This is a genomic window from Brevundimonas sp., from assembly GCF_035627055.1.
GTDB lineage: Bacteria > Pseudomonadota > Alphaproteobacteria > Caulobacterales > Caulobacteraceae > Brevundimonas.
The window spans coordinates 53,466-67,341 of the sequence record NZ_DASPMM010000005.1 but is presented as its reverse complement, the minus strand read 5'-3'; the positions used below and the strand labels follow the sequence as shown (position 1 = coordinate 67,341).

At 69.5% G+C, this 13,876-nt stretch carries 12 protein-coding genes; 3 read left to right on the top strand and 9 right to left on the bottom strand.

Translation table 11 applies throughout. The features are described from left to right. Positions 1-20: 20 nt before the first annotated feature. The gene (locus tag VEA98_RS01915) at positions 21-1,046 is read left to right on the top strand and encodes a class I fructose-bisphosphate aldolase (protein ID WP_324810631.1); all 1,026 of its coding nucleotides are present in this window, start codon (positions 21-23) and stop codon (positions 1,044-1,046) included. Between the two features lie 36 nt (positions 1,047-1,082). On the opposite strand, the gene VEA98_RS01910 is transcribed toward VEA98_RS01915, so the two are convergent. Next, complete coding sequence (locus VEA98_RS01910) at positions 1,083-1,721, bottom strand: DUF2799 domain-containing protein (protein WP_324810629.1); 639 nt, start codon at positions 1,719-1,721, stop codon at positions 1,083-1,085. A gap of 129 nt (positions 1,722-1,850) precedes the next feature. Here VEA98_RS01910 and VEA98_RS01905 point away from each other — a divergent pair, with 129 nt between their 5' ends. Together VEA98_RS01905 and rpoH are read left to right on the top strand one after the other, a co-directional pair. Then, a complete protein-coding gene (locus VEA98_RS01905; protein ID WP_324810627.1) occupies positions 1,851-2,849 on the top strand; it encodes an RluA family pseudouridine synthase in 999 nt (332 codons plus the stop codon). A 222-nt stretch (positions 2,850-3,071) separates the two neighbouring features. After that, positions 3,072-3,959, top strand: coding sequence for an RNA polymerase sigma factor RpoH (gene rpoH / locus VEA98_RS01900; RefSeq protein ID WP_324810625.1), 888 nt, complete (start codon positions 3,072-3,074; stop codon positions 3,957-3,959). Here rpoH and VEA98_RS01895 read toward each other — a convergent pair whose 3' ends face one another. The 8 genes from VEA98_RS01895 to VEA98_RS01860 all read right to left on the bottom strand — a co-directional run bounded on the left by VEA98_RS01895 (position 3,960) and on the right by VEA98_RS01860 (position 13,862). After that, positions 3,960-4,772, bottom strand: a complete 813-nt coding sequence (locus VEA98_RS01895) for a response regulator (RefSeq protein ID WP_324810622.1) — start codon at positions 4,770-4,772, stop codon at positions 3,960-3,962. It lies immediately after the preceding gene. A gap of 73 nt (positions 4,773-4,845) precedes the next feature. Further along, the gene (locus VEA98_RS01890) at positions 4,846-6,141 is read right to left on the bottom strand and encodes an adenylosuccinate synthase (protein WP_324810619.1); all 1,296 of its coding nucleotides are present in this window, start codon (positions 6,139-6,141) and stop codon (positions 4,846-4,848) included. An 82-nt stretch (positions 6,142-6,223) separates the two neighbouring features. Continuing rightward, the gene (locus VEA98_RS01885) at positions 6,224-7,387 is read right to left on the bottom strand and encodes a phosphoserine transaminase (protein WP_324810616.1); all 1,164 of its coding nucleotides are present in this window, start codon (positions 7,385-7,387) and stop codon (positions 6,224-6,226) included. Further along, on the bottom strand, positions 7,375-8,295 hold the full coding sequence (locus tag VEA98_RS01880) for a DnaJ C-terminal domain-containing protein (RefSeq protein ID WP_324810613.1): 921 nt from the start codon (positions 8,293-8,295) through the stop codon (positions 7,375-7,377). Before VEA98_RS01880 ends, VEA98_RS01885 begins: the two co-directional genes overlap by 13 nt. Positions 8,296-8,393: 98 nt before the next feature. Further along, the gene (locus VEA98_RS01875) at positions 8,394-12,116 is read right to left on the bottom strand and encodes a baseplate multidomain protein megatron (protein ID WP_324810611.1); all 3,723 of its coding nucleotides are present in this window, start codon (positions 12,114-12,116) and stop codon (positions 8,394-8,396) included. Further along, complete coding sequence (locus tag VEA98_RS01870) at positions 12,116-12,580, bottom strand: NlpC/P60 family protein (RefSeq protein ID WP_324810609.1); 465 nt, start codon at positions 12,578-12,580, stop codon at positions 12,116-12,118. The genes VEA98_RS01875 and VEA98_RS01870 overlap by 1 nt, the downstream gene beginning before the upstream one ends. Beyond that, entirely contained in the window at positions 12,577-13,230 is a 654-nt protein-coding gene (locus VEA98_RS01865) for a DUF2163 domain-containing protein (RefSeq protein ID WP_324810607.1), read from the bottom strand. Before VEA98_RS01865 ends, VEA98_RS01870 begins: the two co-directional genes overlap by 4 nt. Positions 13,231-13,232: 2 nt before the next feature. After that, a complete protein-coding gene (locus VEA98_RS01860; protein WP_324810605.1) occupies positions 13,233-13,862 on the bottom strand; it encodes a DUF2460 domain-containing protein in 630 nt (209 codons plus the stop codon). Positions 13,863-13,876: the final 14 nt, after the last annotated feature.

The following is a 13,876-nucleotide window of genomic DNA, read 5'->3' as shown; positions in this document are numbered from 1 at the left end:
ACAAGGCTCAGGAGGACTCGATGGATCTGGCGGCGCTCAACGCGGTGGCTGAAGCGATGGTCACGCCCGGCAAGGGCATTCTGGCGGCCGACGAGTCCACGGGAACCATCAAGAAGCGCTTCGACGCCATCGGGGTCGAGAACACCGAAGAGAACCGCCGCGATTACCGCGAGTGCCTGTTCCGCTCGGAGCAGACGATGCGCGAGCACATCTCGGGCGTGATCCTGTTCGAGGAGACGCTGTACCAGGACGCCAAGGACGGCACGCCGCTGGTCGACATCATCAAGGCGGCCGGTTCGATCCCCGGCATCAAGGTTGACAAGGGCGCGACCAAGATGGCCGGCTTCCCGGGCGAGACGGTGACCAAGGGGCTGGACGGCCTGTCCAAGCGCTTGCGCGCTCACTACGAGCGCGGCGCGCGGTTCGCCAAATGGCGCGGCGTCATCGACATCGCCGACGGCATCCCGACGTGGGGCGCTGTGAAGTCCAACGCCCACGCCCTGGCCCGCTACGCCCGCATCTGTCAGCAGGAGCAGATCGTGCCGATCGTCGAGCCCGAGGTGCTGATGGACGGCTCGCACGACATCGCCCGCTGTGACGAGGTCACCCGCTGGGTGCTGCAGACGGTGTTCCAGGAGCTGTACGAGCAGCGCGTGGCGCTGGAAGGGATCATCCTCAAGCCGAACATGGTGATCTCGGGCAAGGGCAGCGTGCGCCAGGCCAAGGTGCATGAGGTCGCCGAGCGCACCATCGCGGCGCTGAAGGCCACGGTTCCGTCGGCCGTCCCGGGCATCGCCTATCTGTCAGGCGGCCAGACCGACGAGCAGGCCACCGCCCACCTTAACGAGATGAACCGCATCGGCGGCTTCCCGTGGAAGATGACCTTCTCCTACGGCCGCGCGCTGCAGGCGGCGCCGCAGCGGGCCTGGTCGGGCAAGGCCGAGAACGCCGTCGCCTGCCAGTCGGCCTTCCACCACCGCGCCCGCATGAACGGGCTGGCCTCGCTGGGCCAGTGGGAGAAGAAGCTCGAGAAGAAGGCGGCCTAGCGCCCGAGGGCCGGCGGCTCAGCCGCCGGCAGCCGCTCACCAGCTGCCGTACTGGTTCCTGAACCGCCAGCGGACGTCGCGGACGTCGCGCTCGGCGTCGTCGATTTCGTCCTGGGCCCGTCGCCAGTCGCGTTCGGTGTCCGCCCGTTCCCGACGAATTTCCTGGATGCGGTTGCGGATCTGCTCGCGCTGCTCGTCGGTCAGGCCGTCAGCCCGGGCCTCCGCCTGTTTGGCGGTGATTTTGTCGTCGAGCTCCTCCAGCCGGGAGCCAAGGCTGTCGACGCGGCTGCGGGCGTTCGCCAAGGCCTGTTCGACCTCATGGACGATCTGCCCGTCGCGATAGCCGTAGGTGAATTCCGCCTCCAGTTCAGAGGGACAGACACCAGCGTATCCGGAGCCGGTGCGGCCGACTTCGAAACCCTTGCCCGGCGTGCAGTAGCGCACCAGCCCCTCGCGGCGGCCCGCGGCATAGGCGGCGGCGTCGGGCGTGACGCCGTGCTCGGCGCAGGCCTGGGCATGGTCGTCGAGCCGGCTCATGGTCAGGCCGGACATCCCGTCGGCGTAGCCTTGGCCCGACCAGTCTCCGGCCATGCACTGCTCGGCGCTCATGGTGGCGCAGCTGCCCAGAGCCAGCGCGGCTCCGCCGGCCGCCGCGGCGATGATCAGAAATCTCATTGGCCCGTCTCCCCCAGACACTGCGTTCACCATGACTCAAAACCGGCCAACAGCCAAGCTGGCCGCTTGCTCCGGCGCAGCCGAGGCGTGCTAGATCGGTGACCGCCAGGTCCGGCGGCGGAGCGCCCGGTGTCCGACGAACCCCTGATCGACGACGACGACGCGACCGTGCTGGAGGCCCGACTGGCGACGGGCGGCGCCCGGCTCGACAAGGCGCTGGCGGAAATCTTTCCCGAGTTGTCGCGGGCCCGGCTGCAGGCGCTGCTGGCCGAAGGCGTGGTCAGCCGGGACGGTCAGGCCGTCTCGATCGGATCGGCCAAGGCGCAGACGGGGCTGTACCGGATCGCACTGCCGCCGGTCGTCTCGGCGACGCCCGCCCCGGAGGCCATCCCGCTGACGGTGCTGTTCGAGGACGCCGACCTGATCGTGATCGACAAGCCGGCGGGGATGGCCGCGCATCCGGCGCCGGGTTGCGAGACCGGCACATTGGTCAATGCGCTGCTGGCCCACTGCGGCGCGTCCCTGTCGGGGATCGGCGGCGTCGCCCGCCCCGGTATCGTGCACCGGCTGGACAAGGACACGTCGGGCGTGATGGTCGCCGCCAAGTCGGATCGAGCCCATGCCGGACTGTCGGCCCTGTTCGCCGCCCACGACATCGAGCGCACCTACATCGCCCTGACGCGCGGCGCGCCCAGCCCGATGACCGGTCGGATCGAGACCCTGATCGGCCGGTCCTCGTCCGACCGGAAGAAGATGGCCGTGCTTCGGAGCGGCGGCCGGAGCGCCGTCACCGACTATGTCGTCCAGAAGGTCTTCGGTCTCCCGGCCAAGGCGGGCGGAGCGCCGATGGCGGCCCGCGTCGCCTGCACCCTGCATACCGGCCGGACCCACCAGATCCGGGTGCACCTGGCGTCGAAGGGGGCGCCGATCCTCGGCGATCCCGCCTATGGCTCCGGAAGCCCCGCAGCGGCCGTTCGCGCCGCGATCGCCGGGGCCGGCCTGGCGCGCCAGGCCCTTCATGCGGCGGTGTTGGGCTTCGTGCACCCGATCAGCGGCGGGGCGCTGCGCTTCGAAACGCCGCCGCCGGCAGACATGGCGGACCTCGAGCGGGCGCTGGAGGCGCTGTGAGCCCAAGCGTACAGTCAGTCTTGATTAAGGACGCACTCTGCGGTATACAGCCACTCGTTCGGTGCAGTGGCGCCGGGGCAACGGTCACGCTTTTCTGTGACGATCCGCCTCTGACAAATGCGGAAACCCGACCCTATTTCATCGGTTGAGGGGCGAGGCGTCGGCGCACATCGGGTGGCCGTCTCCGCAGAGCCCGCTCGTATTCACGGTCGGAGGGACCAGATGGCTGTAGCAAGATCGCTCGCGGTGATGTCGCCTGAACAGGGACTGTCGCGATACCTGACTGAAATCCGCAAATTTCCGATGCTGGCGAAGGACGAGGAGTTCATGCTCGCCAAGCGCTGGACCGAGCACCAGGACCCGGAAGCCGCGCACCGGCTCGTCACCTCGCACCTGCGCCTCGTGGCCAAGATCGCCATGGGCTATCGCGGCTACGGCCTGCCGATCGGCGAGGTGATCTCCGAGGGCAACGTCGGCCTGATGCAGGCGGTCAAGAAATTCGATCCGGACAAGGGCTTCCGCCTGGCGACCTACGCCATGTGGTGGATTCGCGCCTCGATCCAGGAGTACATCCTGCGCAGCTGGTCGCTCGTGAAGATGGGCACCACCGCCGCGCAGAAGAAGCTGTTCTTCAACCTGCGCAAGGCCAAGAGCCAGATCTCGGCCTTCGAGGAAGGCGACCTGCGACCGGAGCACCTGTCGGCCATCGCCACCAAGCTGGGCGTGTCCGAGGAAGAGGTCACCAACATGAACCGCCGCCTCGGCGGCGACGCCTCGCTGAATGCGCCCCTGCGCGCCGACGGCGAGAGCGAATGGCAGGACTGGCTGGCCGACGACACCGCCGTCTCGCAGGAGACCCAGCTCGCCGAGAGCGAGGAGAAGTCGATCCGCATGGGCCTGCTCGAAGAGGCCATGCAGGAGCTGACCGAGCGCGAGAAGCACATCCTGACCGAGCGTCGGCTCAAGGACGATCCGGTCACCCTCGAAGAGCTGGCCGGCCAGTACGGCGTGTCGCGCGAACGCGTGCGGCAGATCGAGGTGCGGGCGTTCGAAAAGCTGCAGAAGGCGATGCGGACGGCCGCCGAAGAGCGAAACCTGGTCGACGCCTGATCAGCCGGCTCTCTTCATCGGCTCCGGCGGCGCCATGGCCAGCAGGGAGCCGATCGGCGCGGCGAGGTTCGCCTTGCACGGCGGCCCCGAGGCGAGAGTGACCTCCAGCGCCCCGACCGCAACCGCCAGCCTGGAGTCCGACGCCTTCATGGCCAGCGACTTCAGCGTCGCGGCCTGTTCCCGGATCGCCCGCACGGCCTGCATGGGGTCGTTGTCGAACTGATCGAGGGCGGCGGCCAGGATGCGCATGGCCTGATCCTTCGCCGCCGCCATGGCCGCGGCGCCGTTGGCCGGCTTGTCGGCCCGGCGCTTGCGGTCGCCGGTGAATTCGCCCGAGTTGAAACGCCGGCGGTCCGGGCCGACGTAGCCGACCGCCTCGACCCAGTCGCGCGGCTTCAGGGCCACGTTCTCGACGCGCTTCAGCAGGTCCGCGCTGGTGAACGGCTTGCGGAGGAATTCATGCACGCCGCTGTCGCGGGCGCCGAGGATCGTGCTGGCGGTCGCGTCGGCGGTGACCATGATGATCGGGGCGCGGCGGCACGCGAAGCTCGACCGGCGCAGCGCCCGCGCCAGCGATTCACCGTCAAGATTGTCGCCGTTGCGTTCGGTGAAGATGATGCCGGGCTCCAGGGCCGCCGCCGCCTTCATGGCGCGGGGCTCGCTGGGCTCGACCATGATCTCGCCCGCGCCCATGCCCTTGATGATCTCGGTCAGGAGACGCGCGGCATGGGGGTTCGGATCGACGATCAGAACCCGCCTCAACACCGGCGCCAGCTTCGCCAGGACGCGAGGATCGACAGCAAACAAGACCACATCCCTCCAGACAGGGCGCCATCCTTAGGGGGAGCCGGTTAAGGTCCCTTGAACGCTGGATTTTCCCAGGCGGTCAGCCCTGGAAGGGATCGTGCATCAGGATGGTGTCGTCCCGTTCCGGGCTCGTCGACAACAGGGCCACCGGCGCGCCGATCAGCTCTTCAATGCGGCGCACATATTTGATGGCGTTGGCGTTGAGGTCACGGAAGCTTCGGGCCGAGGCGGTGCTTTCGCTCCAGCCCTCGAGTTCCTCGAACACCGGCTCGGCCGCGGCCTGGTCCTTGAGGCTGGACGGCAGATAGTCGAACACCTCGCCGCCGATCCGGTAACCGGTGCAAATCTTCAGCGTCTTCAGACCATCGAGGACATCGAGTTTGGTCAGGGCGATGCCGTCTATGCCGTTGATGGCCACCGACTGGCGCACCAGCACCGCGTCGAACCAGCCGCAGCGCCGCGCCCGCCCGGTGTTCACGCCCACCTCGCGGCCGACCGTCGCCAGATGATCCCCGACCTCGTCGTCGAGTTCGCAAGCGAACGGCCCCTCGCCCACCCGCGTCGTGTAGGCCTTCACGATGCCGAGCACGTAGCCGACGCTCCGGGGACCGATCCCGGCGCCCGCGGCGGCCTGACCGGCCACGGTGTTCGAACTGGTCACATACGGATAGGTGCCGTGGTCCACGTCGAGGAAGGCGCCCTGCGCCCCTTCGAACAGGACGCGCTTGCCGGCGCGGCGGGCCTGATCGAGCACCCGCCAGGCCGGCTGGACGTAGGGAAGGATCTTGGGGGCGATCTCCAGCAGTTGCCGCAACAGCGCCTCCGGATCGATCGGCTCGAGACCGAGGCCCGCCCGCAGGGGGTCGTGGTGCGCCCGCAGGCGATCGATCTTGACCTTCAGGTCTTCCGCGCTGGCGAGGTCGCAGACGCGGATCGCCCGCCGGCCGACCTTGTCCTCATAGGCCGGACCGATGCCCCGGCCGGTCGTCCCGATCCGCGCGCCGGGCGCGCTCGCCGCCGCCTCTCGCGCCACGTCCAGCGCAGGGTGGATCGGCAGGATCAGGCAGGCGTTGTCGGCGACGATCAGCACCTCGGGGCTGATGGCGATCCCCTGGGCCTCGATCTTCTCGATTTCGCCGACCAGGTGCCAGGGATCGACGACCACGCCGTTGCCGATGATCGAGGGCTTGCCCTGCACCACGCCGCTGGGCAACAGGGCCAGTTTGTAGACCTTGCCGTCGACGACCAGGGTGTGGCCCGCGTTGTGGCCGCCCTGGAAACGCACCACGACGTCGGCGCGGTTCGACAGCCAGTCGACGATCTTGCCCTTGCCTTCGTCGCCCCACTGGGCGCCGACCACCGCGACGTTCGCCAAGATGTTTCTCCGCTACCGGGATTTTCGGAATGCGGGCGCAGCCTATAACGGGGGAATCGCGCGGTGTCGCCCGGCGGCTGGATTAATCCGCCAGCGCCGTCTCGAACGCCCAGTCGAGCCAGGGCGTAAGGGCCTCGATATCGGCCGCGTCGACGGTGCAGCCGCACCAGATGCGCAGCCCCGCCGGCGCGTTGCGATGGCTCTCGATATCGAAAGCCGCATCTTCCGCCTCGACCAGGGCCTTCATCCGCCTCACCAGCGCCTGCCGCGCCGGCTCCTCCATCGCGCTCACGCGGGGATCGACAAACTTGAGACAGACCGAGGTCGTCGAGCGGATCGCCGGATCCTCCGCCAGATAGTCGATCCAGGCTGTGCGCCCGACCCAGGCGTCGAGCATCGCCGCATTGGCGTCGGTGCGGCCGATCAGCGCCGGCAAGCCGCCGATCGACAGACCCCATTCGACGCCGTCGATCCAGTCCTCGATCGTCCAGACCGAGAAGGTGTTGATCATCGAGCCCGACGACAGCGTGGCGTCGAAGCCTTCGCCGTTTCTCAGACGGAGAACCTTGGGAATGGCGCGCGGGGGCGTGTAGCCGTCGAGACGCTGGACCGCCCGGGGCGACAGGGCGGCGACGCCCAGACCGGCCTCCCCGCCCAAGGCCTTCTGGAAACTGAAGGTCACCACGTCCAGCCGGTCCCACGGCAGAGGCATGGCGAAGGCGGCCGATGTGGCGTCGCAGATGACCAGCCCTTCCCGGTCCGCGCTGATCCAGTCGCCGCGGGGGGCCTTCACGCCGGAGGTGGTGCCGTTCCAGGGCAGCACCAGATCCTTGGCGGGATCGACTCTCGAGACGTCCGGGAACCGGCCCCAGGGCGCGGTGAGGATTTCGGGATCGAGCCGCAGGTGGTCACGGAGATCGGCGGCCCAGACCTGACCGAAATTCTCGAAAGCCAGGACCTGGACCGGCCGCTCGCCGAGCATCGACCACATGGCCGCCTCCATGGCCCCCGTATCGGAGCCCGGAACATAGACCAGACGCCAGTCGGCCGGCGGCTGCAACAGCTCGCGCGTCAGCCGCAACGCCTCGGCGAACCGCTCCACCACCTCTGGCGCGCGGATGCCCCGGCCCAGAAGCTGATGCGGAATGGCCTGGCTGGACCAGCCCGGGCGCTTCGCGGTCGGACCGGATGAGAACCATGGCCGGGCCGGCTTGACGTTGGGCTTGCCGGCCATCAGTCGCGCCATGGGCGGTAGGCGCCCTTGTCGCGCAGGTCCTGCGCCAGTTTCGTCAGGTCATTGTCCGGGGTGTCGGGCAGCTGAATCATCAACTTGGCGAGAAGGTCGCCCCGCTTGCCGCCCACGAACGCGCCTCGGCCCTTCAGGCGCAGCACCTTGCCGGAGTTGGAGCCGGGCGGGATGGTCATGCTGACCGTCCCCTCGGGGGTGCGCACCGGGACCTTGCCGCCGAGCACCGCGTCCGGCAGCGACACCGGCAGGTCCATGGTCAGATCGGCGCCGTCGCGCTGAAAGATCGGATGCGCTGAGATCTTCAGCGTAATCAACGCGTCGCCGGCTTCGCTCCGGCCCGACGCGCCGGGCGCCCCCTGCCCGCGCAGCCGGATCGTCTGGCCATCCGCCGCTCCCTTGGGAATGGTCACGTCCAGGGTCCGGCCGTCCGAGAACTGGATCCGCCGGGTCGCGCCCGAGATGGAGTCCTCGAGGCTGATCTCCAGCGTCGCCTTGACGTCTGCTCCGCGCGCCGGGAAGCCGCTGCGCGATCCGCCGCCACGGGCACCGCCGCCGAACATGCCGCCGAACAGTTCGTCCAGGTCGATGTTCTCGAACCCCCCGCGCTGAGCGCCGCCCTGCCCGAACGGGTGCCCGCCGGGGCCTCCCCTGGAGCCGCCGCCAAATCCGGCGAACTGTTCGCGACCGTCAGCGTCGATCTCGCCCCGGTCGAACCTGGCGCGCTTTTCCTTGTCGCCCAGCAGGTCGAATGCGGCCGTCACGCGCTTAAAGCGCTCGTCCGCGTCGCGGTTGCCCGGGTTCTTGTCGGGGTGGAGTTCCTTGGCGAGCTTGCGGAACGCCTTCTTGATCTCGTCCGCGCTCGCGCCCCTCGAAACGCCCAGTTCCTTGTAGGGATCGCCCGCCACGTTCGAGTCCGCTCCTGCCAGATCAAGTCCGATCCGTCAGTTAGGACATTCGTACCGGAGCGCAAAGCCGCGCCCCCGAAATCTGATCCGGATCATGTTCAGATCAGCCCAATGCGGGCTTCGGCGCCCCAGCCATAGCCGTCGCCCCACTGGGCCACCGCCACCTCCGCCTCCGCGACGCCCCCGGGGAAGTCGCTCGCGACCTGGCCGGCTGAGTAGTCCGCCATCTCGGCCTCGACCTCGAAGACGCGGATCTCGGTTCCATTGTCGAGCACCCGCACCCGATACCGCGACGGATCGGACATGGTCGGTTCACCGTCCCAGCGGTCGCTGTCGATCCGCGATCGGGCGAGCCAGGTCAGATCGAAGCCGCCGTCGTCGCGGAGCATACGTCTCAGGTGCGCCGGGCTCCAGGGCCGGTCGTGCCGACCGGTCGGTGTGAAGATCGTCTCGCTGACGGCCGGACCGCCGGCGGGGGCGCCCGCCGGCCCCGCCCGCCACATCAATGACAGGCCGCGTTCAGCGGAGGACGACTCCATCCGCCGGGGTCCGGACGCAAGAAAGACCACGATCGCACCGCTGTTCGCGCCCGCGACTGTCGCCTCCTCGCTTCCCTGCTCGCCCCGCAACAGGCCGGTCAGTCTCCAGACATCCTCACCGACCAGTTCGGCCTGCCGGAACTGAATGATCTCCCAGCCGCGCTCCGTCTCGACGGCGAGGCCGTTTCCGCCGGCCAGCACCGCATGACGGGACAGGCTTTCCGGCGCCTGCCCCTCGATCCGGAGCTCGATGACGTTGGCCTCGTCCCAGCGGTGCCGCACGCCTGGGGCCAGGGCCGAGACCAGCACGGCGACCGTGGCCGGCTCCACGACGTCGCCCCGCACGGTCAGGCTCATCACGTCGGGACCGGCCGCCACTCTCATCGGCCGCCAGGGTTCGCCCGCCACGACCGCGATCGGTCGCCAGTCGGTCTCCGCGCCCAGCAGCGGCGGAAGATCGATCATCCGAAAGAACGGCGCGCCCGTCCGGGGCGTCGGCTCACCCGTGATGGGCGTCTCGTCGTCGTCGCCGACAGAAACCGTCGAGACAGGTTCGAGGAAAGCCGAGGGCGTCTCGTCGACGTCCACCCGAACCACCCGCCAGTCGCGACTGTCGCCGTCGACGAGCACGGTGTCGCCGGGCTCGAGGGCAAGCGTCTCCAGAGGTCCCGGCGCGACGGTCAGCCGGTCTTCCCGTCCGGCCTCCAACGCCCGCGTCGCCGCGGCCCTGGCCACAGCATGGGAACAGACGGCAGGCAGGTCCAGATCGATCCCGCCGCCTTGCCCGTCCGTCCGGACGACGGCCGAGCCGGTCTGATAGTCGGAGGCGCCGTCGATGAACCGCACACGGGCTGCTCCGGGCCGGGCGTCAAGCGCCCGGTCGGCCCGCAGACCTCGGCCCTCCGGCGGCAGGGCCAGGGCCTCAAACGCAAGCGCCAGGCCGGCCGGTTCTTCCCCGAAGACCGCTATGCGTCCGCCGCGTTCCGCCGCGACCATGCCCAGGCCCGACAACAGGGGCTCGAGCGCGTCCCGCGTCCGCATCGGCCGATCGATGACATAGCCCTGCACCTCCGCGCCGACCTGGCCGACCTCGAAATCGGCTTCGGAGAGACCGCCGCGCCTCAGGATTTGTGCGATCAGGTCGCGCGTGTCGCCGCCGAGGCGGCCGTTGAGCCAGTGGCCGGTTCGCCAGGCGGTCGCATCGGCCCAGACGTCGGACCGGGCGGGGAACGCCGGCCAGGGCCGCGCATCCCAACACCAGGCGTCCGCCGCCTCCAGCATCGGCGCTCCATAGACGAGAGACACCGGGTTGTTCGCCGGGGCGGCGAAGTGCCCCAGCAGCGCTTCCAGAGCGCGTCGCTGCATCCGGTCGTCCCGCTCGCCGGTGGAGAAGGGCGGCAGGCCGCTCTCGGCGCTCTTGGGGTCCTGGAACAGGTTCGGGGCATTGGCCCCGCGGTCGACCGCGGCGCAACCGAACTCGGTCAGCCGGATCGGCTTCATGCCCGGGATCCAGGCGGTGGGCTCCGGCGCACGCACCCCGGCCGGCCGGTCATGGTGCGCGTGCGACCACCAGCTCTTCAGATCCTTGGCGCGAAAGACCCAGTCCTCGCCGTGCGCCATATCCTCGATCGGCGTGCGCACCTGCCCCGCGCGGTCCGCAGGCGAGGCGTAGAACCAGTCGAAACCCTCGCCGCCGGCGATCTGCGCCGCCAGGCCCGCCACATCGTCGGGTCCGGCGAACGCTGCGCTGTCGAGGCCCCCGTCGCCTTCTCGCCAGTCGCCGAGCGGCGGGTACCAGTCGACGCCGACGTAGTCGATATTCGGATCAGCCCATAGAGGATCGAGGTGGAAGGCCACGTCCTCGCCGTCGCGCCATCCCGAATATTCCGACCAGTCCGCGGCGTAGGTGAGTTTCACGCCCGGTCCGGCGATCGCCCGGCATTCCGCCGCCAGCGAGCGGAACGCCGCCACGGCCGGGAATCCGCCGTCGGCGCCGCGCGTCCAGGTGAGGGCGCGCATCTCCGATCCGATCAACAGCCCGTCCGCCTCCGTCTCCGCGGCCAGCCCGGCGTAGTGACGGGCCAGGCGCCTCAAGCCCCAGCCGTCCGCTTCCCCGAACACTGCGGCGATGTCCGCGGCCGCCCCGGCTCCGTCGTTCCCCCGGACTCGTCCTCGCCAGGGATAGGGCGACTGCTCCGCGCCCCCATAGGGATCGGACAGGCCATTGCCCGGCGGGATGTCCATGAACAGGAAGGGGTACAGCGTCACCTCCAGGCCGCGCGCCTTCAGTTCGGCGACGGCTTGCCTGACGCTCTCGTCGGACGGCGTGCCGCCATAGGCAGGGCCGCCGGCGTCTTGCGAGATCTGATGCGCTTCGGCCCGGGTCAGACCCGCCACCGACCAGGTCATCGGCTCGGTCGGCTTGTCCGACCGCTCGACGCCCGGATGAAGGGTGCAATGACCGGCCCGGAGGTCGTCACCGAACCACCCGACCACCAGGCTGACGCGTTTCAGGTTGGGGAGTTGCGTCTGGAGCTGATCCAGAGACACCGCAAAGTCACTGCGTCCATCGCCGGCATGAAGGTTCTCCGCCGTTGTCCGCGTCAGCCCTTCGCGGCGCATGACCACATCGGTCGCCAGCACGAATTCTCCGGCGCCCGGGATCAGGCAAACACCCTCCAGACGATCCTCCAGCCGCGGTTCGGTCCCGCTCGCGCGGCGAAACACTTCGAAGGCCAGTTGCGGCGGCCGATTGCCGTAGGGCCCGAGCGGCAGATCCTCGAAGACCACATAGGCCGTGCCGCGATACGCGGGAGCCTCCGTCTCGACCGCCTCGATCAGCGGATCCGGGGTCTGGTCCTCCGACCCGCGATGGAGCCGCATCGTCACCCCGGTCAGGTCCATCGGCTGCCCGTCCGCCCAAACCCGGCCGATCCCGTCGATGGGACCTTCGCCCAGGGCGACGGCGAAGCTCAGGGAGTAGGCGTATTCCACGCTGCGCGGCCCGCCCTTGCCACCCGACGACGTATTGCGGCTTTCCAGGAACCGCGTCGCCCAGATCACCTGCCCGGTGACGCGGGCGCGTCCGAAAACGCAGGCCAGTGGCGCGCCTTCGGCTGCGCCCTGCACGGCCAGCGCATTCAGCTTCGGCCCCTTCTGGCGCGCCGGTTCCAGCCCGGCGACCAGAGACTGATCGATCATGCCGCCGAGGGTCGCCCCGATAACCCGCCCGACGCCGCCCCCGATCGCTCCCCCGATTGCACCCAGAACAACCTGCGCCATCAGCCGATCTCCCGGTCAGTACCGCGCACGGGCCAGGCGAAGGCCGCAACCAGCCGACGCCGCCACCACGCACCCACCCAGCTCTCCACCACTGACCGGCCCCAGTAGGCGTGGATCATGCGCGGCTCCGCTCCTGCGGACAGGGCGCCCTCGCTCATGATCGCGCAGTGCTTGGCCGGACAGCCGGGCGCCATGCGGAACAGCAGCACATCGCCGGCGCAGGCGGCCTCTACGGGAATTTCCCTCAACCAGCGGCGCGCCGCCCGCAGCAGGGTTTCCTCCCCACCGACCTCGGCCCAGTCCGGCCGATAGGGCGGCGACCGTTCGGGCTCGGCTCCGCACAGGTCGCGCCAGACGCCGCGCAACAGTCCCAGGCAATCGGCGCCCTGGCCCCGAACGCTGGCCTGATGCCGATACGGCGTCCCCAGCCAGGTGCGGGCGGCGGCCACGGCTCGCGCCCTCATCGCCGGCTCCGCCCGTCGTTGCGCCCGCCCTGCACAGGCGTAGCGGTCAGGAAATCGTCGCCGGGAACATCAGGAAATCCCTGGAAGTTGGCTCCGTTGGCGAAGGCGCCGACACAGGTCGTCCAGCGCTTGTCGCATACATGGCCTGGGAAGCTTCCGAGATCGACCTTGCATCGCGCATCACCCAGCTGCGCATCGCAATCGCGACCATAGGTCCGGCCGACCACGCGCTCCAGCGCCGCCATCGGCCCTTCCAGCTCAGCGACGAACCCGTCGCCGTCCCGGCGTATGCCCGCCAAGGTCGCCACCCACAGGCGGACCTTGAGGTCGGGGCGTCGCCAGTCGATCCTCCACAGGGCGACCTGTGAGCGGTCGTACAGGCCCGCAGCAATATCCGCCTCGGAGATTGCGCTGTCGTCGAGAACGCCCGCCACGGCGGCGGACCCGGACGCGAGTCCGACGGCGCTTTCGGCAGCCCCGACGGTCCAGCCGCTGGCGGCCCGGCAGGGCACGCCCTCGACCTCGAGATCGCGGTCATGATCGGTGAAGCCGGCCGCCACGCCGTCGGAGCGCTTCAGCAGCCAGGCATGACACAGGGTCGCGGCTCCGCTCTCGATGCGGTCCGCCAGCTCGGCGGGTATCTGGCGCATTCTCAGACCCTCACCTCGATCAGAGGCGCGGCGGCCATCCTCCCCGCGGCGAAGCTTTCCAGCGTCACCTCGATCCTGTCCGTATCGAACCGGACGGGGACGTCGAACTCATAGCCCGCCGTGACCGGGGCGTCGGCGGTCGGCGCCGCCTCGAGGGTGACGACTCCGGTCGCCGTGTTGACGTCGAACGCCTCCGGCTCCAGCTCGACCGCATCCACCGCGATCCGCACGGTTCCCTCCACCGGTTTGTGGATCCGGCGCGTCACCGCCTCTTCGCCCTCGCCGTACCGCTTGCTCAGTTCGAAGGTCGTCCGGGCTCCGTCCCCCAGGCCGAGGCTCTGGTCGGCGGGGGTGATCGTCCCGCCCGGCAGGCAGGACTTGAAGTCGGCGAAGTCCCGGAAGCGAAAGCCGTAGAGCCGGCCGAGCCGCGCCTCGAAAAAGGCGGTCAGCGTCGCCATGTCGTCGAGGGACCTCAGGTTCGCCCCGATCAGGTACCGCCTTCGGCCGTGCGCCCAGGGCGTGGAACGCCGCTCGAACCCCGAGCCGAGGGTCACGATTTCTGTGCGCCGCTCCACGCCGCCGGTCGAGCCGAACGCCAGTCGCGCGGGCAGCCGCACCTCGTGAAAGGCCATGAGAATTCTCCTCG

What these genes read in the sequence shown, in the direction of transcription:
- VEA98_RS01915 (WP_324810631.1), top strand. Translation starts at nt 21, where the DNA reads ATGGATCTGGCGGCGCTCAACGCGGTGGCTGAAGCGATGGTCACGCCC.
- VEA98_RS01910 (WP_324810629.1), bottom strand. Translation starts at nt 1,721, where the DNA reads ATGAGATTTCTGATCATCGCCGCGGCGGCCGGCGGAGCCGCGCTGGCT.
- rpoH (WP_324810625.1), top strand. Translation starts at nt 3,072, where the DNA reads ATGGCTGTAGCAAGATCGCTCGCGGTGATGTCGCCTGAACAGGGACTG.
- VEA98_RS01885 (WP_324810616.1), bottom strand. Translation starts at nt 7,387, where the DNA reads ATGGCGCGACTGATGGCCGGCAAGCCCAACGTCAAGCCGGCCCGGCCA.
- VEA98_RS01875 (WP_324810611.1), bottom strand. Translation starts at nt 12,116, where the DNA reads ATGGCGCAGGTTGTTCTGGGTGCAATCGGGGGAGCGATCGGGGGCGGC.
- VEA98_RS01870 (WP_324810609.1), bottom strand. Translation starts at nt 12,580, where the DNA reads ATGAGGGCGCGAGCCGTGGCCGCCGCCCGCACCTGGCTGGGGACGCCG.
- VEA98_RS01865 (WP_324810607.1), bottom strand. Translation starts at nt 13,230, where the DNA reads ATGCGCCAGATACCCGCCGAGCTGGCGGACCGCATCGAGAGCGGAGCC.
- VEA98_RS01860 (WP_324810605.1), bottom strand. Translation starts at nt 13,862, where the DNA reads ATGGCCTTTCACGAGGTGCGGCTGCCCGCGCGACTGGCGTTCGGCTCG.